The organism is Streptomyces sp. CA-210063 (genome assembly GCF_024612015.1).
Classification (GTDB): Bacteria; Actinomycetota; Actinomycetes; order Streptomycetales; family Streptomycetaceae; genus Streptomyces.
The window spans coordinates 10,060,492-10,087,409 of the sequence record NZ_CP102512.1 but is presented as its reverse complement, the minus strand read 5'-3'; the positions used below and the strand labels follow the sequence as shown (position 1 = coordinate 10,087,409).

At 73.6% G+C, this 26,918-nt stretch carries 11 protein-coding genes; 9 read left to right on the top strand and 2 right to left on the bottom strand.

What is annotated here, in order from left to right:
- Positions 1–1,125, bottom strand: a complete 1,125-nt coding sequence (locus JIX56_RS43915; RefSeq protein ID WP_443032086.1) for a thiamine pyrophosphate-dependent dehydrogenase E1 component subunit alpha — start codon at positions 1,123–1,125, stop codon at positions 1–3.
- A 357-nt stretch (positions 1,126–1,482) separates the two neighbouring features.
- On the opposite strand from JIX56_RS43915, the gene JIX56_RS43910 reads away from it, so the two are divergent.
- The 8 genes from JIX56_RS43910 to JIX56_RS43875 all read left to right on the top strand — a co-directional run bounded on the left by JIX56_RS43910 (position 1,483) and on the right by JIX56_RS43875 (position 25,920).
- A complete protein-coding gene (locus JIX56_RS43910; RefSeq protein WP_443031989.1) occupies positions 1,483–2,820 on the top strand; it encodes a cysteate synthase in 1,338 nt (445 codons plus the stop codon).
- A gap of 288 nt (positions 2,821–3,108) precedes the next feature.
- Positions 3,109–10,788, top strand: a complete 7,680-nt coding sequence (locus JIX56_RS43905) for a non-ribosomal peptide synthetase (RefSeq protein WP_257549531.1) — start codon at positions 3,109–3,111, stop codon at positions 10,786–10,788.
- A gap of 6 nt (positions 10,789–10,794) precedes the next feature.
- A complete protein-coding gene (locus JIX56_RS43900) occupies positions 10,795–17,280 on the top strand; it encodes a non-ribosomal peptide synthetase (protein WP_257549529.1) in 6,486 nt (2,161 codons plus the stop codon).
- A gap of 84 nt (positions 17,281–17,364) precedes the next feature.
- The gene (locus JIX56_RS43895; protein WP_257549528.1) at positions 17,365–21,345 is read left to right on the top strand and encodes an amino acid adenylation domain-containing protein; all 3,981 of its coding nucleotides are present in this window, start codon (positions 17,365–17,367) and stop codon (positions 21,343–21,345) included.
- Positions 21,342–21,554 (top strand): MbtH family protein, encoded by a 213-nt coding sequence (locus JIX56_RS43890; RefSeq protein WP_257549526.1) that lies wholly within the window; start codon positions 21,342–21,344, stop codon positions 21,552–21,554. Before JIX56_RS43895 ends, JIX56_RS43890 begins: the two co-directional genes overlap by 4 nt.
- Before the next feature lie 35 nt (positions 21,555–21,589).
- On the top strand, positions 21,590–22,303 hold the full coding sequence (locus JIX56_RS43885) for a thioesterase II family protein (RefSeq protein ID WP_257549524.1): 714 nt from the start codon (positions 21,590–21,592) through the stop codon (positions 22,301–22,303).
- 11 nt (positions 22,304–22,314) lie between these two features.
- Positions 22,315–23,139, top strand: a complete 825-nt coding sequence (locus JIX56_RS43880) for an SDR family oxidoreductase (RefSeq protein ID WP_257549522.1) — start codon at positions 22,315–22,317, stop codon at positions 23,137–23,139.
- A 72-nt stretch (positions 23,140–23,211) separates the two neighbouring features.
- Entirely contained in the window at positions 23,212–25,920 is a 2,709-nt protein-coding gene (locus JIX56_RS43875; RefSeq protein WP_257551460.1) for a non-ribosomal peptide synthetase, read from the top strand.
- Here the strand turns inward: JIX56_RS43875 and JIX56_RS43870 are convergent.
- Positions 25,914–26,168: an alpha-L-rhamnosidase C-terminal domain-containing protein gene (locus tag JIX56_RS43870; protein WP_443031988.1), complete on the bottom strand. Its 255-nt coding sequence runs from the start codon at positions 26,166–26,168 to the stop codon at positions 25,914–25,916. The genes JIX56_RS43875 and JIX56_RS43870 overlap by 7 nt on opposite strands.
- On the opposite strand from JIX56_RS43870, the gene JIX56_RS43865 reads away from it, so the two are divergent.
- Positions 26,068–26,826 carry a substrate-binding domain-containing protein gene (locus JIX56_RS43865; RefSeq protein ID WP_257549520.1) on the top strand — a complete coding sequence of 253 codons (759 nt, stop codon included), beginning with the start codon at positions 26,068–26,070 and terminating at the stop codon, positions 26,824–26,826. The genes JIX56_RS43870 and JIX56_RS43865 overlap by 101 nt on opposite strands.
- Positions 26,827–26,918 lie beyond the last annotated feature (92 nt).

Genomic DNA, 26,918 nt, shown 5'->3' with positions numbered 1-26,918 from the left:
TCAGCGGCCCTTCAGCTCGGCGCGCAGAGCCGCGCGCTGCTCGGTCAGTTGAGGGGTCGGGGCACTGAACACGTGGTCGAACAGGCCGAGCGGGTCGAGGGTGGGGTCCTCGGCGAGCCGGGTGCGCAGGTCGGCCGCGTACGCCTCGGCCGCCGCGGCGGCGGCCATGACGTCTTCCCCGGTGAGCAGGCCCCGGTCGCGCAGCCCGGCCTCCAGCCGGTCGATCGGGTCGCGGCCCCGCCAGTGCTCGACCTCCTCGGCCGGCCGGTAGCGGGACGGGTCGTCGGCGCTCGTGTGCGGGGCCATGCGGTAGGTGTGCGCCTCGACCAGCCAGGGGCCGCCGCCCGCGCGCGCGTCCTCGATCGCCGTGCCCAGGACGGCGAGTACGGCCGCCACGTCGTTGCCGTCCACCTGTTCCGAGCGGACGCCGTAGCCGACGCCCTTGTACGCCAGGCTCGGTGCGGCGCTCTGGGCGGAGAGCGGGACGGAGATGGCGTAACGGTTGTTCTGTACGAGGAAGACGACGGGTGCCCGCAGGACGCCCGCGAGGCCCAGCGCCTCGTGGAAGTCCCCCTCACTGGTGGCCCCGTCGCCGACCAGTGCGAGGGCGACCGTGTCCGTGCCCTTGAGGCGCTCGCCGTGGGCGAGCCCGGTGGCGTGCGCGGCGTGTGTGGCCAGCGGGGTGCACTGGGGCGCGGTGCGGTGCCGTACGGGGTCGTAGCCGCAGTGGCCGTCACCGCGCAACAGGGTGAGCGCCTCGACCGGGTCGATGCCCCGGCTGACCAGGGCGACGCAGTCGCGGTAGGTGGGGAACAGCCAGTCCGTCGGGCGGAGTGCGAGCGCGGCGCCCACCTGGCATGCCTCCTGGCCGAGGCTGGAGGGGTGGACCGCGAGCCGGCCCTGTCGGGCGAGCGCGGTCGCCTGCTCGTCGAAGCGGCGCCCGAGCACCATTTTCCGGTAGGCGGAGAGCAGCGACTCGGGCGCGGGCTCGCGATATTCGCCGTATTCTCCGGCGCGCGCGTGTTCCCGGTCTTCACCATTCACCGGGAAGAGGGAAACCGGAACCGGCGACGGCAGCCATGGCAATGGAGAAGTATTTGCCCACTCCGCCGGGAGTTCATGCATCGGCTTCTCACCCATTCCCGCGGTCCTCTCGTCAAGGCGTGTGCGTCTCGCATGGTTGCCCAGGACATGCGTGCCATCAACCGCCGGTCAGAGAAGGAAAGATGAAGCGGAATTGAACAGTCCACAGGTGTAGACCGGTTCACAGGAACGAACGGAATGTCAACTGTCCATTGGTGAAACGGTAATGCGCGGGTCACCCCCTCTTTGCGCAGTCTCGGCTGCAATTGACCAGCGAACTGCGCACCATTGTGGAAGGCAAGGAAAATGTCCCGAGTACGCCCCCAAGTACACCCGGGAAATCGGCACTACAGGGTCGTCTGCTCCGCATGCGGAGCCCGCTACGAGGACGACGGCCTGATGCTCGACTGCACCGAGCCGCACGAACCGGCGCTCCTACGGACCGAGTACGCGATGCACGACGGGACCTCTGCGTATGACGGGTCCTCTGCTCGTGACGGGTCCTCCGCTCGTGACGGGTCCTCCGCTCCTGACGGGTTCACCGCTCCTGACGGGTTCACCGCTCCTGACGGGTTCACCGGCAGCGCCGGACACACCGTCACCGGACTGTTCCGGCACGCCCGGTTGCTCCCCGTGGCGCGGACCTTCACGGGCGTGCCCGGTCCGGTCGTGTACCACGCCGACCGGCTCGGCCGCCGGATCGGTCTCTCCCGGCTGTGTGTCGCCTTCAACGGGTACTGGCCGGAGCGCGGTGCCGGGCTGCCCACCTGCACGTTCAAGGACCTGGAGGCCTACACGGTGCTCGGTCGGCTGCCCGATGACCCGCCCGTGCTGGTGATCCCCTCGGCGGGCAACACCGCCGCCGCCTTCGCCTGGGCCGCGTCCCGCCGCCAGGTGCCGTGTCTGATCGTCGTGCCCGCGCCGGCCCTGGACGGCATGCGCTTCCCCGGCCCGCTCGACCCCTGCGTCCGTATCGTCGTCCTGGACGGCCTCGCCACCTACAGCGACGCCATCGAATGCGCCGACCTGCTGGCCCGGCTTCCCGGCCACCGGGCGGAGGGCGGCTGCCGCAACGTCGGGCGCCGTGACGGCCTCGGCAGTGTGATGCTGGCGGCGGCCGAGGCGCTCGGGCGCCTGCCCCGGACGTATGTACAGGCCGTGGGCAGCGGTACCGGAGCCATCGGCGCCCACGAGACGGCCGGCCGGATCCGGACGGACGACGAGCCGCTGCCGCGCCTGCTGATGTGCCAGAACGCGCCGTTCGCCCCGCTGTTCGAGGCCTGGCACTCCGGCGGTCGGGCTCCGGCCCATCGCGAACACGAGCCCCTGGCCCGCGAACTGACCAACCGCCGCCCGCCGTTCACCGTACGCGGCGGGGTGCGCGAGGTGCTCACCGAGAGCGGCGGCGATGTGCTGTGCGCGGACAACGTTGCCACGCTCGCCGCCATGGCCCTGTTCGAGGAGACCGAGGGCATCGACATCGAGCCCGGTGCGGGAGTCGCGCTGGCCGCCCTCGCCGACGCCGTACGCGCCGGGCGCGTCGAACGTGACGAGTTGGTCCTCCTCAACATCACCGGTGGCGGCCGGGCCCGCCAGGCCGGCGACCTGCCGCTGGTCCCGGCCGAGCCCTGGCTGCGCGTCCCGTGGCCCGCCGACGGCGACGGCCCGCGCGCGGTCGCGGACCAGGTGGGACGGCTGCTGTCGTACGTCCCCGCCCCCACGGGTGCGGGCCGTTGACCCCGCGCCGCCTCCACACGAGCGCCCCACCAACGCCGCCCCACCTCCGCCGAGGCAGCCCGATCCCCTGCTGCCTCCACGAGAACACCCCACCGACGCCGCCCCACCGCCCCCACGGCGACGCCCCGAAGACCCACCGCCCTCACGCGACCACCCCGCCACCGTCCCTCCGCTCCCGCACAAGCACCTCGCCCGTAACCCATCGCCCGCCGGCAGCGCGCTGATGATCCGCCGCGCCCCCGGCAGCCCGTTCGCCCCCATCTCCACCGCCCCCACCGGAGCCCGCCGATGACCGTACGCCCCGGACTTGATCCGTCCGCCGCCCAGCGCTCGATGTGGTTCGGTCAGCGACTCGACGGGGGCGGCGCCGCCTACAACGTCGGCGAGTACACGGAGATCCATGGTCCGGTCGACCCGGATCTGCTCCGGACGGCCGTACGGCAGGTGGTCGACGCCACCGAGACGCTGCGGTCCCGGTTCGCGGCCGACGACGACGGCGTACGGCTGTTCGTCGACGCCGACACCGAGGGGAGGGGTCCCGGCGGGATCCTGCCCGTCGTCGACGCGGGCGGCGCCGATGCCGCCCGGGAGTGGATGGCCGGCGACTTCGCCACGCCCTTCGACCTCGACCGGGGCCCGCTGTTCCGGTACGCGCTGCTGCGGCTCGCCGGCGACCACTGGATCTGGTACCAGGCGTACCACCACATCGCGGTCGACGGCTTCAGCTGCTCGCTGATCGCCCGGCGGGTGGCCGACGCGTACACCGCACTCGTGGCGGGCACCCCGCACTCCCCGCCGCCCGCGCCCCTCGCCCCGCTGCTCGCCGCCGACGAGGCACACCGGACGAGCGAGCGGTATCAGCGGGACCGCGCGCACTGGACACGCGCCCTCGCCGACCGGCCCGACCCGGTGGGCCTGACCGCCCGCCCGCCGCACGTCGCCGGCCGTTTCCTGCGCCGCACCGGCCATCTCCCCGAGCCCGCCGGGGACTTGGTCCACTCCGCCGCCGAACGCGCCGGCACCCGCTGGTCCCGTGTGGTCCTCGCGGCGACCGCCGCCTATCTGCACCGGCTCACCGGCGCCCGGGACATCGTCCTCGGCCTCGCCGTCACAGCCCGGGAGAGCGAGACGGAACTCTCCACTCCGGGCATGGCGTCCAACGTGCTCCCGCTGCGGCTGTCCGTACGCCCGGACACCCCCGCCGTCGACCTCGTACGGCAGGCCGCCCGCGCCACCCGGGACCTGCTGGCGCACCAGCGTCACCGTGGCGAGGAGCTGTGCCGTGAGCTGGACTGGCCGCAGGGCGGGCGCCGCTTCTTCGGCCCGGTGGTCAACATCATGGCCTTCGGGCCGGAGTTGCGCTTCGGCGGACACCCGACCACCCGCCACAACCTCTCCACGGGGCCGGTCGAGGACCTCGCCGTCAACGTCTACGACCGCGCGGACGGCGAGGGGATACGGGTCGATCTCGACGCGAGTCCCGAGCACTACACGGACGCCGAACTGACCGCCCATCACCGGCGTTTCGTCCGCTTCCTGGAGCAGTTCGCGGCGGCGGCCGTCGGGCCCGGCACGGTCGTCGGGCGGGTGGAACTGGTGCTGCCCTGGGAAGGAGCACTGCTCGACGGGCCGGTTCCGGTCGCGAGCGGCCGCAGCGTCCCCGACCTCTTCGCGGCCCGCGCGACCGCCGATCCCGACGCCGTCGCGGTCGTCCACGGCGACCGCACCACCGGCCGCGGGGAGTTGAACACCCGCGCCAACCGGCTCGCCCACCGTCTGCTCCGGCTCGGTGTACGCCCCGAGGACCGGGTGGCGGTCCTGACGCACCGCTCCGACGAGCTGATCGTGGCATTGCTGGCCGTCCTCAAGGCAGGCGGCGCCTACGTCGGCCTCGACCCGCGCGCCCCGGCCGCCCGCACCCGACGGATCCTCGCCGAGACCGGCGCGACGGTGCTGCTGACCAACGGCTCCGACGGCACCGACAACGCCGACAGCTCCGACGACACGTACGACGGTCTCACCGTCCTCCCCTGCGCCGACCCGTCGCTCGCCGCCGAACCGGAAAGCGACCCGGAAATACCCCTGCACCCCGATCAGTTGGCGTACGTCAGCTACACCTCGGGCTCCACCGGCACCCCCAAGGGCGTCGCCGTCACCCATCGGGACATCACCGCGCTGACCGCCGACTCGGCGTTCGGCGGCGGTGCGCACGCCCGGGTCCTCGTCCATTCTCCGACCGCGTTCGACGCGTCCACGTACGAGATGTGGGTGCCGCTGCTGAACGGGGGCACCGCCGTGGTCGCCGGCCCGGACGAGGGCATGGACGCGGCCGCCGTGGCGCGGCTGACGGCACGGCACGGGCTGACGGCGCTGTGGCTGACCGCCGGGCTGTTCCGGCTCGCGGCCGAGCAGGACCCGGGCTGTTTCGCGGGCCTGCGGCAGGTGTGGGCCGGCGGCGAGGCCGTCCCCGCGTCCGCTGTGCGCCGAGTGCTGGCGGCCTGCCCCGGGCTGACCGTCACCAACGGCTACGGCCCGACCGAGAGCACCACCTTCGCCACGTCCCGCCCTTGCGCCGACGCGGCCGAGGTGCCCGACGCACTGCCCATCGGCCGCCCGCTCGACGGCATGCGCGCCCACGTCCTCGACGGTGCCCTGCGACCGGTTCCCCGCGGCACGGTCGGTGAGTTGTATGTGGCCGGCCCCGGTGTGGCCCGTGGCTACCTCGGCCGCCCCGACGCCACCGCCGAACGCTTCACCGCCGACCCGTACGGCCCGCCCGGCGCCCGTATGTACCGCACCGGCGACCAGGTCCGGCTGAACGGAAACGGCGAGCTGGAGTTCCACGGGCGCGCCGACGGCCAGGTCAAGCTGCGCGGCTTCCGCGTCGAACCCGGGGAGATCGAGACCGCCCTCGCCGCCCACCCGGAGGTCGCCCAGGCGGTCGCCCTCGTCCGCGAGGACCGCCCCGGCGACCGCCGCCTGGTCGCCTACGCCGTTCCCGTCGAGGGCACGACACCGCACCAGGACGCCCTGCGGGCCCACCTCGCCGACCAACTGCCCGCCTTTATGGTCCCCACCGCCGTCGTACGGTTGGAGCGGCTGCCGCTGACCGCCAACGGCAAGCTGGACCGGGCCGCCCTGCCCGCCCCCGAGGCCATGGCAGCCGGGACGCGCTCGCCGCGCACCCCCGAGGAGGAAGCCCTCTGCGGCCTCTTCGCGGATGTCCTCGGCCTGCCCGGCACCGGCCCGGACGACAGCTTCTTCGCCCTCGGCGGCCATTCGCTGCTCGCCCTGCGTCTCATCGGCCGGATCCGCGACACGCTGGGCGCGGACCTGACGCTGCGGGACGTCTTCGGCGCGCCGACTCCGGCGGCCCTGGCCGGCCTGGTCGGCAGGGGCACCGTCGCACGGCCCGCCTCCCGGACGTGGTCGCCGGGAGCCGTCCCCGACGAGGCTCCGCTGTCCTCGGCCCAGCGTCGGCTGTGGTTCCTCGACCGGCTGGAGGAGTCCGGCGCGGCCTACCACATCCCGCTCGCCGTACGCCTCACGGGCGCCGCCCTCGACCGGAACGCCCTGAGCGCCGCACTGGCCGACCTGGTCACCCGGCACGAGATCCTGCGCACCGTCTACCCGGACGTCGACGGCACCCCGCACCAGCGGCTGCTGGAGCCGGCGGCCGCCCGTCCCGGGTTGCGCGTCGAGCGGGTCGTGGAAGCCGAAGTGCTCGTGCGGCTGGCTGAGTTGGCGGGCCTGGAGTTCCGGCTCGCCGAGGACATCCCGTTCCGTGCCCACCTCCTCGTCCTCGGCCCGGAGGACCACGTGCTGCTGCTGGTGCTGCACCACATGGCCGCCGACGGCCGGTCCCTGGAACCTCTCGTCCGCGATCTCGCCACCGCCTACCGCGCCCGGCGGGAGCACCGGGACCCCGTATGGGCGCCACTGCCGGTGCAGTACGCCGACTTCGCCGTCCGGCAGCGGGAGCTCCTGCTCGACAGCGATGTGATGGAACGTCAGGTGACTTACTGGTCAGGGGCGTTGGCGGGACTCCCCGACGAACTGGCGTTGCCCACCGACCGCCCCCGCCCGGCTCGCGCCACCCACCGGGGCGGCGACATCCCCGTACGGCTGGACGCGGCGCTGCACAGGCGGCTGCGCCACCTGGCCGGGGAGACCGGCACGACCGTGTTCATGGTCGTGCAGGCGGGGCTCGCCGCCCTGCTCACCCGGCTCGGCGCGGGCACCGACATCCCGCTCGGCACGCCGGTCGCGGGCCGCGCCGACGAGAAGCTGGACGACCTGGTCGGCTGTTTCCTCAACACCGTCGTCCTGCGCACCGACACCTCCGGCGCCCCCACCTTCCGGGAGCTGCTCGTCCGGGTCCGGGAGACCGACCTCGCGGCCTTCGCCCACCAGGACCTGCCGTTCGAGCAGTTGGTCGAGGCGCTCAACCCGCCTCGCTCACTGGCCCGGCACCCGCTGTTCCAGGTGATGCTGGCCTTCCGCCCCGGCACCACCGAACCCCACCTCGACCTGCCGGGGCTCACCGCGCACGCGCTCGCCGTGGAGACCGGCACCACCAAGATCGACCTCACCTTCAACCTCGGCGAGCGACGCGCCCCCGACGGTTCCCCGGACGGCATCGAAGGCATCCTCCAGTACAGCGCCGATCTCTTCGACCGGGGTACGGCCGAGGCCCTCGCCGCCCGCCTGGAACGGCTGTTGCGGGCCGCCGTGGACGCCCCCGACCGGCCCGTCGGCGTACTGGACATCCTCGGTCCGGACGAACGGCGGCGGCTGCTCGTCGAGTTCAACGACACCGCGCGTGAGGTGCCGGAGACGACCTTCCCCCGGCTGTTCGAGGTGTGTGCGGCGAAGACACCGGACGCGGTGGCGGTGACGGACGCCCGAACGGCCCTGACATACCGTCAACTCAATGCGTGGGCAGACCGGTTGGCGCGGGTACTGGCCTCGTACGGCGCCGGTCGGGGAACAGTCGTCGCCTTCGCGCTGCCCCGGTCCGTGGACCTCGCGGTGGCGGTGCTGGCCGTCCTCAAGGCGGGCGCGGCCTATCTGCCGCTCGACCCGGACCATCCCGCCGAGCGGACCGCGTATCTGCTGTCGGACGCCGACCCGGTGTGCGTCATCGCCCGGGAGCCTATGACCGCCGACTGCCCGGTCGTGAGCCCCGACACGGACGCGCCCGGTGCCATGACCGAGTTGGCTGAGGCACGGCCCGCCGACCCGGCCTATCTGATCTACACCTCAGGCACCACCGGGCGGCCCAAGGGCGTCGTCGTCGAACACCGCAACCTCACCACCTACCTGGCCCGTTGCGCGGAGGTGTACCCGGGTCTGCGCGGTGCCTCGCTGCTGCACGCCACCATGTCCTTCGACGCCACGGTCACGACCCTGCACGGCGCGCTCGCGGTGGGCGGCCGGGTGCACGTCGCCGCCGTCCACGAGGCGGGCGCCGACCCGCTGCCCGGCGGCTACACCTTCCTCAAGGCCACGCCCAGCCATCTGGCGCTGCTGCCCGCCCTGCCGCACGACATCTCGCCCACCGAGGAGTTCATGCTGGGCGGTGAGGCCCTCGTCGGGGAGGCCCTGCGCGTTTGGCGCCGGGACCACCCCGGCGTACGGCTGATCAACCACTACGGCCCCACCGAGCTCACCGTCGGCTGCACCGACCATCGCATCGAACCCGGCGACGACCTGCCGTCCGGGCCCGTGCCCATCGGGCGCCCCATGTGGAACACCCGGGCGTATGTGCTCGACGCCTGGCTGAACCCGGTCCCGGCCGGTGTCGTGGGCGAGCTGTACGTGGCCGGTCACCAGGTGGCCCGCGGTTACCGGAACCGGCCCGGTCTGACCGCCGAGCGGTTCGTCGCCGACCCCTTCGGACCGCCCGGGGAGCGCGTGTACCGCACCGGCGACCTGGCCGTGCGCCGCACCGACGGCACCCTGGAACTGCGCGGGCGGGCCGACGGCCAGATCAAGATCCGGGGCCTGAGGATCGAGCCCGGCGAGATCGAAGGTGTGCTCACCGCGTACCCGGCCGTCGAACAGGCCGCGGTCGTGGTGCGCGAGGACCGGCCCGGCGTCCGGCGTCTGGTCGGGTACCTCGTCGGGTCGGCGGTCGACGGCGAAGCCGTACGGGCGCATGCGGCACGGCGGTTGCCCGACCACATGGTGCCGGAGGCGTTCGTGGTGCTGGACGGCCTGCCGATGACGGCCAACGGCAAGCTGGACCGGGCCGCGCTGCCCGCACCCGAGGTCACGGCCGGTGAGACCCGCGTCGCCCCGCGCACCCCGCAGGAGGAGACCCTGTGCGGGCTGTTCGCCGAGGTGCTCGGCATCGACCGCCGAGGTGTCGGGGCCGATGACGGCTTCTTCGACCTCGGCGGCGACAGCATCGCCTCCATCCACCTGGTCAGCCGCGCGCTCGCGGCCGGGCTCCGACTGACCCCGCGTGATGTGTTCGAACAGCGCACGGTCTCCGGGCTCGCCGCGGTGGCCGCGAGCCGTCCGGCCCCGGCTGAAGGGCCCGCCCGGGAGTCGGCGGTCGGTGAACTGCCGCTCACCCCGGCCCTGCACCGGTTGCGCGAACGTGGCGGCCCCATCGGCTCGTTCAGCCAGTCGGTCCTGCTCGTCACCCCGGCCGGGGCGGACGAGAAGCGGCTGGCGGGCGCCCTCCAGGCCGTACTCGATCACCATGACGCGCTGCGGACGCGGCTGACGACCGACGGCGACTGGGCCGCGTACATCCCACCGCCCGGGAGCGTGAACGCGGCCGGACTGCTGGAGCGGGTCGCCGTACCGGACGGGGATTTCGGGGCGGTGCTCGCCGCGCCGGCAGCACACCGGCTGCGGCCGGAGGCGGGTGAACTGGTGTACGCGGTCTGGTACGACGCCGGGCCCGAGCGCCCCGGACGGCTCCTGCTGACGGTTCATCATCTGGCGGTCGACGGGGTCTCCTGGGGCATCCTCCGCACCGACCTGGCCGCCGCCTGGCGGGAGGACGAACTGCCGCCGCCCGGTACGCCGTTGAGGCACTGGGCGCGGCTGCTGGAGCGGGAGGCCCACACGCGGACGGCCGAACTGGACGTCTGGCGGCGGATGCTGGAGGCTCCCGACCCGCCGGCGGACACCCACCGGCCCGACCCGGCGCGGGACGTCGTCGGCGCCATGCGTCATCTCACCGTCGACCTCCCGCCCGAGCCGACCACCGAGCTGCTCACCTCGGTCGCCGCCGCCTTCCACGCCGGCCCCGACGACGTCCTGCTCTCCGCCCTCGCCCTCGCCTTCGCGCGGTGGCGGCATCACCCGGCACTGCTGCTGGACATCGAGCGGCACGGGCGCGAGGAACCGGCCGAGGGGGTCGATCTCTCCCGCACGGTGGGCTGGTTCACCAGTGTCGTCCCGGCCCGGCTCGACCTCACCGGCCTCGACCTCGCCGATCCCGCGCAGGTGCTGCGCAGTGTCAAGGAGCAGCTGCGCGCCGTACCCGACCACGGCATCGGCCACGGTCTGCTCCGCCACCTCAACCCGGAGACCGGCCCGGTTCTCGCCTCGCTCCCGGCACCGCAGATCGGCTTCAACTACCTGGGCCGCACGGCCCGCGAGCGGACGTCCGACGGGCGGCCGGCCGACTGGTCGACGGCCCCGGAGGAACTGCCCGGCGCGCTCGCCCTCGGAGCCGCCCACGACCCCGACCTCCCCGTCGCCCACGGTCTGGAGATCACCGCCGTGGCCGGCGACGACGGGCTGCGGGCCACCTGGTCCTGGGCCCCCGGCCGCTGGTCCGAGGACGACGTACGCGCCCTCGCCGACCTGTGGCGCGAGGCCCTGACCACCCTGAGCCACACCGGCCCGGCGGGCGGACACACCCCGTCCGACCTGCCGCTGGTGTCGCTGTCCCAAGCAGAGATCGACGAACTCGAAGCCGAGTTCGGAAGCGAGTGGAGGTAACCCACGGTGACCCGGTCCGGAATCTCCGACGTCCTGCCCCTGTCGCCGTTGCAGGAGGGGCTGCTCTTCCACGCCCAGTACGACGACGACCGCGCCCCCGACGTCTACGCCGCCCAGCAGATCCTGGAGCTGACGGGCGACGTCGACCCCGCCGCCGTACGGGCCGCCGGGCAGGCGCTGCTCGACCGGCACCCGAACCTGCGCGCCTGCTTCCGGCGCCGGGACGCCGGGCCTCCGCTCCAGATCGTGCCCACGGACATCGAACTGCCCTTCACCCAGGCCGACTTGTCCGCGCACGACGAGCCCGGCCGACAGGCGGCATGGGAGCGGCTGCTCGACGTGGAGCGCACCCGTCGCTTCGACCTCGCCAAGCCGCCGCTGCTGCGCCATCTGCTGGTGCGGTGGGCTCCGGACCGGTACCGGCTGGTGATCACCAATCACCACATCCTGCTGGACGGCTGGTCCAAGCAGCTGCTCGTCCGCGAGTTCGGCGCCCTGTACGCGGGCGAGCACCCGATCTCGCTCCCGCCCGTGCCGCCCTACCGCGACTATCTGGCGTGGCTGGCCCGGCAGGACCGTGGCGCCGCCGGACGGGCCTGGCAGGACGCCCTGTCCGGGGTGACGGGACCCACCCTGGTGGCCCCTGCGGCTTCCGCCGATTCCGCCGATTCCGCCGCTTCCGTCCTCCCGCACGAACTCGTCGTGGAACTGTCCGAGGAGGCGACCGCTCGCGCCGAGGCGACGGCACGCGCGCTCGGCGTCACCCTCAACACGGTCGTCCAGGGCGCCTGGGGTGTGCTCCTGGGCCGGCTGACCGGCCGTGACGACGCCGTCTTCGGCCAGACCGTCACGGTCCGCCCGCCCGAGCTGCCGAACGTCGCGTCGATGGTCGGCTTCTGCATCAACACCGTTCCCACCCGCGTCCGTTGGACCGACGAGGACACCGTCGCCGACCTGCTCACCGGGCTGCGGAGCCGGCAGGCGGGCCTGCTGCCGCACCAGTACCTCGGTCTCGCCGACATCCGGCGCGTCACCGGCACAGGGGACCTCTTCGACACCCTGCTGGCCTTCGAGAGCTACCCCGCGTCCGCCGCCCGGGGGGCGTCACAGGTCACCCAGCTCGCGGGCCGTGACGCCACGCACTACCCGCTGACCCTCTCCGTCCTGCCCGGCAGCCGGCTGGCTCTGCGTCTGTCCTACCGGCCCGTTCTGTACGACGAGACGGGTGCCCGCGCCCTGCTGGACCGTTTCGCCGGGGTGCTGGGGGCCCTGGCGGCCGACCCGTCGCGCCCCGTCCGCGAGGTGGAGGCGCTGCTCCCGGGCGAGCGGGAGCGCCTGCTGTGCGGGGCGAGCACCCCCATGGCAGCGCCGGCGGTCACCCTTCCCGAGCTGTTCGCCCGGCAGGCCGCCCGCACGCCCGACGCCACGGCCGTCGTGCACGACGGAACCCGCCTCACCTACACGGAACTGGACGAGCGGTCCAACCGCCTCGCGCGGCTGCTCGCCGCGCGCGGCGCGGGCCCGGAGCGCTTGGTCGCCCTCGCGCTGCCACGCACACCGGACCTGGTGGTGGCCGTCCTGGCGGTGCTGAAGACCGGTGCCGCGTATGTGCCGATGGACCCGGAGTACCCGGCGGAGCGACTGGCCTTCATGCTGGCCGACGCGGCCCCCGTGCTCCTGGTGACGACGGACGGCGGGTCCGCGGGGCTGCCCGTCGGCGAGGTCCCCGTGGTCACGGTCGCCGAGTCGCTCGACCACCCTTCGACGGCACTCTCCTCACCGGGCCCCGACCCCGCCAACACGGCGTACGTGATCTACACCTCGGGCTCCACGGGCCGCCCCAAGGGCGTCGCGGTGCCCCACTCGAACGTCGTACGCCTCTTCGAGTCCACCCGGCACTGGTTCGACTTCGGGCCGGACGACGTGTGGACGATGTTCCACTCGTACGCCTTCGACTTCTCGGTGTGGGAGCTGTGGGGCGCGCTGCTGCACGGCGGCGCGCTCGTGGTCGTCCCGTTCGCGGTGAGCCGGGAACCGGCGGAGTTCCTGCGGCTGCTCGCCCGCGAACGCGTCACGGTGCTCAACCAGACGCCGTCGGCCTTCGGCGAACTGCTGTCCGCGGACGCCGCCCTCCCGGACGTGGGCCGTCAACTCGCCCTGCGGTACGTGGTGTTCGGCGGCGAGGCACTGGACTTCACGGGAGTCGCCGAGTGGTACACCCGGCACCCGCAGGACGCGCCGGTCCTCGTCAACATGTACGGGATCACCGAGACGACGGTCCATGTCACCGGCCTGCCGCTGACCGAGGACACGGCACGCACCGGCCAGGGCTCCATCGGGCACGCCATACCCGACCTGCGCGCGTACGTCCTCGACGCCGGGCTGCGGCTCGTACCGCCGGGCACGACCGGTGAGTTGTACGTCGCCGGGGCGGGCCTCGCCCGCGGATACCTGGGCCGGCCGGGCCTGACGGCCGGGCGGTTCGTGGCCGACCCGTTCGGCGGCCCCGGCGACCGCATGTACCGCACGGGCGACCTGGCGCGCTGGTCGGCGGACGGTGAGCTGGTGTACGCGGGCCGGGCGGACGACCAGGTCAAGATCCGCGGCTTCCGCATCGAACTCGGCGAGGTCGAGGCGGCGCTCGCCGACCACCCCGACGTGACGCGCGCGGCCGTCCTCGTACGGGACGGACGGCTGGTCGGCTATGTCGTGGGCGGCGCCGCCCTCGACGGGGACGAGCCGCGTCGGCACGCGGGACGGAGCGAAGTCGGGCGGGCCGTCGACGCGGACGAGCCACACCGGCACGCGGGACGCAACGGTGCCGGGCGGAACCTCGACGCCGACGAGCTGCGCCGGCACGTGGCGCGCACGCTTCCCGAGCACATGGTGCCCGCCGCCGTGGTCGTCCTGGAGCGGCTGCCGTTGACCGCGAACGGCAAGCTGGACCGGGCCGCCCTGCCCACGCCGGTGGCACCCTCCGGCGGGGGCCGCGCCCCGCGTACCCCGCAGGAGGAGATCCTGTGCGGCCTGTTCGCCGATGTGCTCGGCGTGGCGGCGCACCGGGTGGGCGCCGACGACGGCTTCTTCGACCTCGGCGGCGACTCCCTGCTCGCCATGCGCCTGGTCGACCGGATCAGGGGCGCGCTCGGCACCGCGGTGCCCGTCCGCGCGGTGTTCGAGTCACCGACACCCGCCGGACTGGCCGAGCGCCTGACGAATGCCCAGGACGACGTACGGCGGCCCGAACTGACCCCGGTCGAGCGCGGACACGCCCCGATTCCGCTGTCGTACGCCCAGCAGCGCCTGTGGTTCATGAACCATCTCGGCGGCGGCAACACCACCTACACCGTGCCCTGGGCCCTGCGCCTCACCGGCGCCCTCGACCGGCAGGCCCTGCGGGAGGCCCTCGCCGACCTCGTGACCCGGCACGAACCGCTGCGCACCCTCCACCCCGACTTCCAGGGCACCCCCTACCAGCGGATCCTCGACCCGGACGCGGGCCGGCCGGACCTCGCCGTCGTGACGGCCACCGAGGCGGAACTCCCCGCGCTGCTCACCGCCGCCGCCCGGCACCGCTTCGACCTGTCCGGCGAACCCCCGCTGCGCACCACGCTGTACGCGCTCGACGACGACACCCACGTCCTCCTCCTGCTCGCCCACCACATCGCCGTCGACGGCTGGTCCATGGCACCGCTGATGCGCGACCTGGAGACGGCCTACGCGGCACGGACCACCGGCGGCGCCCCGCAGTGGCGGCGACTGCCCGTGCGGTACGCCGACTTCGCGCACTGGCAGCGCGAGCTGCTCGGCTCCACGACCGCCCCCGAGAGTCCGATGTACCGTCACATCTCCTTCTGGCGGGACGCGTTGGCGGGCGCACCCGACGAACTGCCCCTTCCGGCCGACCGTCCGAGGCCCGCAGAACCCAGCGGCGACGGCGACCGTGCGGCCCTCACCCTCGACGCCGACGTGCACGCGGGCCTCGTCGACCTCGCCGACGCCTCCGGGGTCACGCTCTTCATGGTGCTCCAGGCGGGACTGGCCGCGCTGCTGACCCGGTTCGGCTCGGGCACCGACATCACCCTCGGCACCCCGGTCGCCGGACGCGCCGACAGCAGGCTGGACGACCTGGTCGGCTTCTTCGTCAACAGCCTCACGCTGCGCACCGACACCTCGGGCAACCCCACCTTCCGCGAACTGCTGCACCGCGTCCGGGAGTTCGACCTCGCGGCCTACGCCCACCAGGACGTGCCGTTCGACCTCCTCGTGGACGCGCTCAGCCCGGAACGCACGCTCGCCCGCCATCCGCTCTTCCAGGTCGTGCTGGCCTTCACGGGCCATGCCTCGCATCCGGGTCTGTCCCTGCCCGGACTGGGTGTGGTCCGCGAACCCGTCGAGACCGGGGCCGCGCGCTTCGATCTCTCCCTCTACCTGAGCGAGCGCCGCGACGCCGACGGCGGCCCGGCGGGGATCGACGGCATCGCCGAGTACAGCACCGACCTGTTCGAGCCGGCCACGGTCGAGCGGCTCGCGCGGGCGCTGGTTCGGTTCCTGGCCGTCGTCGCCGCCGATCCCGCGGTGCGGATCGAGGACGTGGACCTCCTGGGGGACGACGAGCGTTCCTCCCGGGAACCGGAGCGCGAGACGCCACCGGTGACACCGCCGACGGCGGAGGCCACGGGAGCCCCCGCCGGACAAGAACCGGCGACCCCGGCCGAACGTATCCTCGCCGCGCTCTTCCGTGAGCTGCTCAAGCTGCCCGAAGTCCCGCTCGACGAGGACTTCTTCGCGCTCGGCGGCGACAGCATCGCCTCGATCCGGCTCGTGAGCCGGGCGGCCGAGGCCGGGGTCGTGATCAGCGCCCGGGACGTCTTCAAGCACCAGACGGTGCGGGAGTTGGCGGCGGTGGCGCGTGGGCCGGTCGGGGGCTCCGGTGGCGGCGCGGCAAGGGCAGACGCCTTTGATGGCGGCGCGGGAACGGCCGACGGCCCCAGCAGCGACCCGGGAGCGGCCTTCCCCCACGTCCCGGACGACGGCACGGGCCCGGTCCCGCTCACCCCCGTCATGCGGTGGCTGCTCGAACGCGGCGGCCCGATCGACCGGTTCAGTCAGTCCGTCCTGCTGACGGTGCCCGCGGCGGCCGACCGGCCCCGGCTGGCCTCCGCCCTGCAGGCCCTGCTCGACCACCACGACATGCTGCGGTCCCGGCTCACCGTCGGCCCGGAGCTCGACGTGCGCCCGGCCGGCACCGTCGGCGCCGCCGACCTGCTCGACCGCCGGGACATCTCCCACACCTTCGATGCGAGCGACCTCCACGCGGCCGTGGCCGAGGAGTTCGACCGGGTCGTGGGGCTGCTCGATCCGGCGGCCGGGGCCATGGTCCGGGCCGTGTGGTTCGACGCCGGGCCCGAGCGGCCGGGGCGTCTGCTGCTGGTCGTGCACCACCTGGCCGTGGACGGCGTGTCCTGGCGCGTCCTCGTCCCCGATCTGGCGGCCGCCTGGAAGGCGGTCGTGGCGAGGCGGCGGCCCGAACTGCCCGCTGTCGGCACGTCGTTCCGTCGCTGGTCAGCGGTGCTGGACGAGCAGGCGCGTACGCCGTCGCGGCTCGCCGAGGCCGAGCTGTGGCGCGCTGTCGCGGACGCCCCGCGCACCCCGCTGGGCACGCGGCCGCTCGACCCCGACCAGGACACCGCCGCCACGACCCGCTCGCTGCGGCTGACCCTGCCGCCCGAGACGACCGGCCCGCTGCTCACCACCGTCCCGGGCGCCTTCCGCGCCGGCGTCCAGGACGTCCTGCTCACCGGCCTCGCCCTGGCCGTCGCCGAGCGGCAGGGCTCCGGGCACGTCGTGCTCGACGTCGAGGGCCACGGCCGCGAGGAGCCCGTGCCCGGGCTGGCACTGTCGCGCACGGTGGGCTGGTTCACCTCGATCTACCCGGTCCACCTGGATCTGGAGGGCGTGGACGTGGCCGACGCTCTGGCCGCCGGAGCCGCCGCCGACCTCGCCGTCGGCCGGGTGGCCGAGCGCCTGCGCGAGCTGCCCGACCACGGCATGGGGTACGGCCTCCTCCGCCACCTCAACCCGGACACGGCAGCCGAGTTCGCCAAGGCTCCCGTTCCGGCGATCGGCTTCAACTACCTCGGCCGGTTCACCGCCCCCGACCCCGGCGACTCCGCTCCGTGGGCCTTCGCTCCCGAGTCGTCGGCGCTGGGCGCCGGTTGCGATCCCGGCCTCGCCGCCGCCCACGTCCTCGAGGTCAACGCGGTGGTCCGCGACACCGGCACCGGCCCGTATCTGCGGGCCGACTGGTCATGGCCCGACGGCGTACTGACCGAGCCGGAGGTGCGGGCGCTGGCCGAGTCGTGGTTCGCCGCGCTCACCGCGCTCGTGTCCCGGACCGGCGAGGGCGCCGGTCCGTCGGTCGGGGGCCTGTCGGTGGCGGATCTGTCCCACGACGAGCTGGACGAGCTGGCCGCGGGCCTCGACGGCTGACGACCGGGAGAGCCGCCAGGCCCCGGCGGACCGGAAGAGCCTCACCAGGCACAGCGAGACGAGAAAGCGAAACGAGACGACGACATGACGCAGCCCGCGCTGGCCGACATACTCCCCCTCACCCCGCTCCAGGAGGGCCTGCTCTTCCACGCCCTGTACGAGCACGAACGGGACGCCCCCGACGTGTACGTCGTGCAGCTGGTCTTCGAACTCGACGGCCCGGTGCACGCCGGCCGCCTCCGTGCCGCCGCACAGGCGCTGCTGGACCGCCACCCGAACCTGCGGGCGGCCTTCCGGCGGCGCCGTGGCGGCCGGCCGGTGCAGGTCGTCCCGCACCGGGCGACGCTGCCGTGGACCGAGGCCGATCTGACCGAGCCGGGCACCGACACCGAGAAGGCGTGGGCCGCCCTGCTGGACGAGGACCGGGAGCGCGGGTTCGACCCGGCCACCCCTCCCCTCCTGCGGTGCGCCCTCGTCCGCACCGGCGAGCACCACCACCGGCTGCTGGTCACCCACCACCACATCCTGCTCGACGGCTGGTCGGTCTCCGTGCTGCTCCGGGAACTGCTCGCCCTGTACGCCGCCGACGGCGACCTGGCGGTCCTCCCACCCGTCCCGCCGTACCGCGCCTTCCTCCAGTGGCTGGAGAGCCGGGACCGTGACGCCGCCGAGGCCGCCTGGCGGGACGCGCTGTCCGGCGTGCACGAGCCGACCCGGCTGGCCCTGGACGCCCCCTCGGGGACCACCGACCTGGTGCAGGCCCGCATCGAGCTGTCCGCTGCGACGGGAGCCGCCCTCACGGCCCGCGCCCGAAGCCTCGGCGTCACCATGAACACCCTCGTCCAGTCCGCCTGGGCGATCCTCCTCGGCCGGCTGACCGGTCGCGACGACGTCGTCTTCGGCACCACCGTCTCCGGCCGCCCGCCCGAGCTGCCCGGCGTCGAGTCCATGGTCGGCCTGTTCATCAACACCGTCCCGACCCGGGTCCGGCTGCGCCCCGCCGATCCCCTCGGCCGGCTGCTCCACGAGGTCCGGGACACCTACGTCCACCTCCTCGACCACCACCACCTCGGCCTGGCCGACATCCAGCGGGCGGTCGGCGTCCCGGAGCTCTTCGACACCCTCGTCGTCTTCGAGAACTATCCGGTGGACCCGGAGGCGACGGGCGACGGCGACGCCGGTGAGGGCGAGCTCCGGGTCGTCGGTTCGGGCGGGCGGGACGCCACCCACTACCCGGTGACCCTCGTGGCCCTCCCGGGCCCCCGGCCCCGTCTCCGGCTGGCCTACCGTCCCGGGCTGTTCCCCGCCGGCTGGGCCGACGCCACACTCGCCCGTCTGGTGCGGATCCTGGAGGCCATGGCGGCCGACCCGGACCTCCCGCAGGGCCGCCTGGGTCTCCTGGCCCCCGAGGAACTCCCCCGCCGGACCGAACTCCCGCCACCCGCGACCCGTACCCTCACCGACCTCTGGTCGGCCCAGGTCGCGGCCACCCCGGACGCCGAGGCCGTACTCGACCGGGGCACCCGTCTCACGTACCGCGAACTGGACGACAGCGCCGAGCAGTTGGCACACCGCCTCACCGCCCTCGGTGCGGGCCCCGAACGTGTCGTCGGCATCGCCCTGCCCCGTACGGCGGAGCTGGTCGTCGCCGTCCTCGCCGTACTGAAGTCCGGTGCCGCCTATCTGCCGCTCGACCCCGCCTACCCGGCCGACCGCCTGGCGTACATCGTCGCCGACGCCCGTCCGGTCGTCGTCCTCACCACCACCGGCACCGCCGGGGCGCTGCCCGAGGGCACCCGGACGCTCGACCTCGACACTCAGCCCACGACTGGTCCGACGGTCAGCGACGCTCCCGCGATCGCATCGACGGCCGACAACCTTGCCTTCATCACCTACACCTCCGGCTCCACGGGCCGCCCCAAGGGGGTCCTGACCACGCACCGGAGCGCCGTCGAGTTCGTCGAGTGGACGCACACGGAGTTCGGCCCCGACCGGCTGGCCGAGGTGCTGTTCTCGACCTCGCTCAACTTCGACGTGTCGGTGTTCGAGATCTTCTCGCCGCTGCTGTGCGGCGGCCGTATCGAGATCGTCGAGAGCCTCCTCGCACTCACCGACGGCACCCCACGGGACGCCGGTCTGATCAGCGGCGTCCCCACGGTCATGGCCACCGTGCTCGACGAACGACCGGCGATCTCACCGCACACGGTGGCCCTCGGCGGCGAACCGATCTCCCCGCGACTCCGCGCCGACATGGCAACCGCCTTCCCCGGAGCCCGGCTGGTCAACTTCTACGGCCCCACCGAAGCGACGGTGTACGCCACCGCCTGGCAGTCCGACCCAAGCTCCGGCCAGGGCAGTTCGGACGCGGGCGAGCCGCTCGACAAGGCCGGCCCGCCCATCGGCCGTGCCCTCGCCCGCAACCGGATCCACCTCCTCGACCACGCCCTGCGTCCCGTGCCCGACGGGGCCGTCGGAGAGGTGTACGTAGGGGGCGGCGGGCCCACCCGCGGCTACCTCGGCCGGCCGGGTCTGACGGCCGAGCGGTTCGTCGCCGACCCGTTCGGCGGGCCGGGGGAACGCCTGTACCGGACGGGCGACCTGGCGATGCGCGGCCCCGACGGTCAGCTGACCTTCCTGGGCCGGGCCGACCAGCAGGTGAAGGTCCGGGGCTTCCGTGTCGAACTGGGCGAGATCGAGGCCGCACTCGCCGCGCATCCGGCCGTCGCCAAGGCGGCGACGACGGTACGGGAGGACGGCCGCGGCGAGAAACAGCTGATCGCGTACGTCGTCCCGGTCGGGGGAACGCCGGCGGAGGGCGAGCTTCGCGACCACCTCGCCCGCGCCCTCCCCGCCCACATGATCCCTTCGCTGTTCGTCACCCTCGACGCTCTCCCCCACACCGCCAGCGGCAAGCTGGACCGGAAGGCGCTGCCCGCCCCCGAAGCGCCACTGTCCGCCAGGACGGCCCCGCGTAACGGGCGCGAGGAGACACTGCGCGGCATCTTCGCCGAGGTCCTCGGCCTCGTCCCGGATCGAGTCGGCGTCCACGACGGCTTCTTCGACCTCGGCGGCCACTCCCTGCTGGCCCCCCGTCTGACCGCGCGCGTCCGCGCCGAACTCGGCGTCGAGGTGCCCATGCACGCGCTCTTCGACACACCGACCGTGGCTGCCCTGGCTCGTCGGACGGCCGACGGCGACCACCACGGAGTGCCCGGCAACCCCGAAGGTCCCGGCCGCGACCATGCCGGCACCTCGGGTACGGCCCCGCTGGGCCCCCTGCTCCCCCTGCGCACCCGAGGCCACCTCGCGCCCCTGTTCTGCCTCCCGCCCGCTTCCGGCCTGTCCTGGGGCTTCGCCGGACTCGCCCGGCACATCGACCCCGGCCGACCGTTGTACGGACTGCAGTCCCGGGGCCTGATCCCGGGCCGGGAACCGGCCGGCACCCTGGCCGAGGTGGTCGCCGAGCACACCGCCCGTATCCGTGAGACACAGCCGCACGGCCCGTACCACCTGCTCGGCTACTCCATGGGCGGCCTCGTCGCGTACGAGGTGGCCGTCGGCCTCCGGGCAGCCGGCGAACAGGTCGGCCTCCTCGCCCTGCTCGACGCCTTCCCGGGGTCCTGGACCGCGCAGGGCCCCGCCCCGTCCGACCGCCCGGCGCTGCTGCGCAGCCTCCTCGCCATCCTCGGCCGCCCCGTGCCCCTGGACGGGGACGAGCACGGGCCACTGACGGACAGGCGGTTCGCGGAACTGGTCCGTCGTGTGCCCGACATGCCCGGCATCCTCGATGACGCCGAGCTGGCCGCGCTGGTCGACGTGACGGCCGGCAACCGGCGCCTGCTGGGCGAGTTCGCCCCCACGTCGTACGACGGCGACCTGCTGTTCTTCACGGCCGCACAGGATCCGGACGCGCTCCCCGACCGGTACGGCTCCTGGCAGCCGTACGTCGAAGGCCGTATCGACAACCACGACCTTCCCTGCACCCACGGGGAGATGACCCGGCCCATGTCACTGGACCGCATCGGCCCGGTGCTGGACAGCCACCTCAGGAGGAACCCGGCATGACCACCAACCCCTTCGACGACGACAGCATCGAGCACCTGGTGCTGGTGAACGACGAGGGCCAGCACTCCCTGTGGCCCGCCTTCGCCGAGGTCCCGGCCGGCTGGACCGTCGTCCACGGCCGGGCGAGCCGCCGGTCCTGTGTGGACTACGTCAACGCGCACTGGACCGACATGCGCCCCAAGAGCCTGATCGAGGCCATGGGCGAGTGAGCGTCCGTCCGACCCACAAGGAGACCCCCGCACCCATGACCACCCCTGACACGACCAAGCTCGTATGCCTTCCGTACGCCGGGGCGGGCGCCTCGTTCTACCGTCCCTGGGTCGCCCTGGCGGGGGACGCGTTGGAGATCACGGCGCTGCAACTGCCGGGCCGGGAGCGGCTGATCGACGAGGAGCCGTACCGGGACGCGCACCAGGCCGTCGACGGGCTGCTGGCGCAACTGCGGGACAGGCTCGCCGAGGACGGCGGCCGGGTGGCCCTTTTCGGGCACAGCCTCGGTGCCGTGCTCGCCTACGAACTCGCCCACCGGCTGGTGACCGAACCCGGCGTCGAACTCGTCCACCTGTTCGTCAGCGGGTCACCGGAACCCGACCGTGGCCGTGAGCGGCGGGCCACCGGCCTGTCCGACGAGGACTTCCTCGCCCGCGTCGGCGAGTTCGCGGGCTACAGCCACCCCGCGCTCGACGACCCGGAGATGCGCGAACTCCTCCTGCCCACCCTGCGCGCGGACGTCGAGATGCATGAGAACTACGTCCGCAGCACCCGACTCCCGCTGGACGTGCCGATCACGGTCGTGCGCGGCGAGGACGACGACCTGGTCGGCCACGAGGACGCCGTGTCCTGGAACAAGGCGACCGGCCGCGACTTCGCCTCCGTCGAGGTCCCCGGCGGCCACATGTACCTGACGGAGGACGCGCCCGCCCTCCTCGACGTCATCGTCGCGACTCTGGCCTCGTGAAGGAGTTCCCGATGCGTCTGCACGGAAAGTCGGTCCTGGTCACCGGCGCCGCCCGCGGACTCGGCCGGGCCATCGCGGTCGCCTGTGCGGCCGAGGGCGCCGACCTCGTCCTGCTGGACATCTGCGCCGACCTGCCCGGCGTGCCCTACCCGCTGGGCACGCCGGGCCAGTTGGAGCACACCGCCGCGCTGTGCCGGGAGACGGGGGCCGCGGTCCTCACCGCCGAGGCCGACATCCGCGACCTGCTCGCCGTACGGCAGGCGGTGACCCGCGCCGAGGACCGGTTCGGCCGGATCGACGTCGCCGTCAACAACGCGGGCATCGCCGCGCCCTCGGGCACACCGGTGCACGAGATCAGCGAGGACGAGTGGTCCCTGATGATCGACGTGGACCTCACCGGAGCCTGGCGGGTGATCCGCGAGGTCGGCAAGGCCATGAGCACCCGGCGCGGCGGCAGCATCGTCAACATCGCCTCCACCGCCGGACTCGTCGGCTACCGGCACTTCGCCGGATACGTCGCCGCCAAGCACGCCGTCATCGGTCTCACCAAGGCCGCCGCGCTCGACTACGCGCCGACGAAGGTACGCGTGAACGCCATCTGCCCGGGCTCCGTGCGCGACGACACGGGCGCCGAGGGCCGGATGCTCGCCGAGATCGCCAGAGCACTGGACGTACCCGTCCACGAGCACGAGAAGACCTTCGTCGAGGCCCAGCCCATGAACGCCCTCATCGAACCCGAGGACGTCGCCGCCGCGGTCGTCTTCCTCGCCTCGGACGAGTCCCGGCAGATCACCGGCTCGGTCCTGACCGTGGACGGCGGCTTCAGCACCCGCTGAGACCTCTCAAGCCCGGCCCCTGCTCTCCCGATCCTCCCGAACGACCAAGGAGTACGGCCCGTGTCCGCCTCGCTGTCCGATCCCCTCCTCCCCGGAGCCCACTGCCACGCGCTGCGCGTCAGGCCGGGCCGTTCCGAGGGCCCCACACTCCGACCCGAGGGGTGGACCGAGCCCGAGTGGTGGATCGAGGACCTCTCCGTCCCGGCGACGGACCAACGGGCCGAACGCCGTCGCGCCACCGAGCTCGCCCGCCCGAGCCGCGTTCCGCGCGGCGTTCTCCTGCGCTACGCCGACGGCCTGTCCGACCTGATCGTCGTCGCCCCGCGCGGACGCTGGGACCGTACGGCCCTCGACCGACTGGCAGCCGGGGAGCCCATGGCACCGAGCGACGCTCCCTCGGCTCCCGAGCCGCCCATCCTCGCGCCCCCACCCGCCTGGGGACTGGCCGACGAAACCCCCGGCACCCCCCACCACATCCCCCTGGACGACGGAGCCGACGGAGGCGACGAGGCGAGCTGGCTCACGGCACTCGCCGTCACCCTGCGCCGCTACGACCCCGAGACGCCGCCGGTCATCGGCACCGGCCACGGCTGCTTCACGGTCGAACCGGCCGCCACACTCGGCGAGTCGAAGCCCTCCCCGGCGACGGGCCCCGCACTGACGGGCCTGCTCTTCGACGCCACAGGCCATCCGGGCGAGGGTGAGGGGGATGGTGAGGGGGATGGCGAGATCGGGACCGAGACGGGGACCGAGACCGAGTACGTTCCCTGCCTCGCACCCCCGTTCCCGCTCACCGTCTCCGTCATCCGCGACTCGAGCGGCCTGCGACTGCGCTGCGACCACATGGGCAGTCACTTCTCCGCGGAGATCGCAGCACAGTTCGTACGCCACCTGGTGCATGTGCATCAACAGGTTCTGCACCGCCCGCACACCCCGTGGGATGAGGTCGAACTGCTCGACGAGGCGGAACGCGCCCGCACGGCGGCGCTCGGCCGGCCGCTCCGCCCCCCGGCCACCGCCACCGCCACCGCCACCGGGCCGGCGAGCGTGCCCGAGGCGTTCGCCAGGATCGTGGCGGCGACGCCGGACCACGTCGCCGTGACCGACGGCACCACCGGTCTGACGTACCGCGAACTCGACGAGCGGGCCGCCCGGTTGGCGTCCGGTCTACGGGCGCGTGGAGTCGTCGGCGGCGACCGGGTGGGCGTATGCCTGGAGCGCTCCGCCGAACTCGTCGTCACCCTCCTCGCCGTGCTGAAGGCCGGCGCGACCTACGTCCCTCTCGACCCCGCCTACCCGGCGGACCGGCTCGCCCACACGGCACGGGACGCGGAGCTGGGCGTGGTGGTCACCGGGCTCCCGGAGTTCCCGCCCGTGGCGGACTGTGTACAGGTGACTCCGGACGGCCTGACGGCCGAGCCGCTCGACGGACCGCCGGAGCCGCCGCCCCCGTCCCCCGATGACGCCGCCTACGTCATCTACACCTCCGGCTCCACCGGCCGCCCCAAGGGCGTCGAGGTGCCGCACCGCAACGTGATCGCCCTGATCGACGCGACCCGCGACGAGTACGGGCTCGGCGAAGCGGACGTATGGACCTGGTTCCACTCCAGTGCCTTCGACTTCTCGGTATGGGAGATCTGGGGCTGCCTGCTGACCGGCGGACGGCTGGTCGTGGTGCCGTACTTCGTCTCCCGGGAACCCGACCGTTTCCGCGATCTGCTGGTGGCGGAGAAGGTCACTGTCCTCAGCCAGACCCCGTCGGCCTTCGCGCAGCTCCTGGCCGAGGACCACGCGGAGGTGGGTGTCCGCCTCGTCGTGTTCGGCGGCGAACCACTCGACGCGCGCATGCTGCTGCCCTGGTTCGACCGGCACCCCGAGCCCGGGTGCCGGGTGGTGAACATGTTCGGCATCACGGAGACCACCGTCCACGTCACCGAGGAGACCCTCACCCGGCGACTGGCGCTCGCCGGCACCCGGTCCGTGGGACGCGCCCTGCCCGGCTGGCACCTCTACGTGCTGGACGCGGCCGGACGCCTGCTGCCGCCCGGAGTGGCGGGCGAGATCTGTGTCGGCGGCGCCGGGGTGGCACTCGGCTATCTGGGCCAGGAGGACCTGACGGCCCAGCGGTTCGTACCGGACCCCTTCGTCGGCGGCACGATGTACCGCAGCGGCGACCTCGGACGGCTGCGGCCCGACGGACGGCTCGAACACCTCGGGCGGATCGACAGCCAGGTGAAGATCCGCGGCTTCCGCATCGAGCTGGACGAGATCCGCGCCGTCCTGCTGGAGGACCCCGAGGTACGCACAGCGGCCGTCGTGGTCCATCGCGACGACCCGGCCGACGCCGCCACGGCCAGGATCGACGCCTACGTGGTCCTGTCCTCCGGGGGTGTCCCCGCCACGGTCCGCGAACGAGCCGCCGGCATCCTGCCCGCACACATGCTCCCCGCCACGGTCACCGCACTGGACGCCCTCCCCCTGACCCCCAACGGCAAACTGGACACGGCACGACTGCCCGCCCCTGTCCGCGCGTCGGGACGGGACGAGAGCCCCGCCGTCCGCGCCGACGACACCCTCACCGCCACCCTGACGGAGATCTGGGGCGACGTGCTGGGCGTGCCCGTCGGCCCGGACGACGACTTCTTCGAACTGGGCGGCAACTCCCTGTTCGCCGTCCGTATCGGCGCCGCCCTGCGGGCCCGCGGCCTGCCGTCCCCACGGCTGCGGGAGCTGTACCGGCACCCGACCGTCCGGTCCACGGTCGCGAGCCTCTGTCAGTGAAGGTCGGTGGTCAGTCGGTACCGGCCAGAAGGCAGTCGGAACGAAGACACCCCGTCGGAGTGGCCGAGGAGACGCACACCGTCCACTCGTGCCAACGGGGTTCGCCCCTCGCGGACCGCATCGGCGGAGGCGGCCGGCAGACTCAGGATGGCCTCGCTGTTCGCGGGGACGACCGCCTCGTACGCGAGGGTCCGGCCCCCGCCCTCGACAGCCCACTCGCTTCTGATCTCGCCGTACGGCGGGCTCATCCTCGTCGCACCCGTGTCGTCACGTGCTCACCTGGAGCAGGTCGCCACCGCGGTGCCGACCGTCGTCGTCGGCCGGCACGGGTCCTCGCCGCTGTACGACACGGTGACCGACGACGACATCGCGGGCGCGTCCCTGGTCGTCGGCCACCTCGCGGCTCTCGGGCACCGTCGGATCGCCCACATCGAGCATCACGAGACCGACGCGACCCGCCTCACGGAGATGCCCAACGCCCGGCGCGCCGAAGGATATCGGCAGGCCATGCGGGCGCATGGGCTGGAGGAGTCGATCGACGTGGTCTCCACCAGCTATACCCAGGAGGGCGGTTACGAGGCCGCGAAGGAGTTGCTGGCTCGTCGCCGCCGGCCGACAGCGGTGTTCGCCGGGGCGGACATCGCCGCCATGGGGGTGCTCGACGCGGTCGCCGAGGCCGGGTTGTCCGTTCCCGGGGACCTCTCGGTGGCCGGCTACGACAACACCACGTTCGCCGCGTTCGGTCCGATCTCCCTCACCAGCGTCGACCAGGGCGGCCACGAGCTGGGCAGCGACTCCGCGCGCCTCCTCCTGGAGCGCATCGCCGACCGGAGCCGACCGCCGGTGCAGGTCACCCTCTCCCCCACGCTCGTGCCCCGCCGCACCACGGACCGACCGCCGAAGTAGGCCCACGCATGCCGAGCCGTACGAGGGCTGTTCAGCGGGAGCTGTTCAGTCGTCCGCCCAGGCATGATCGGTAGGGTGGCAGTCGGGATCAG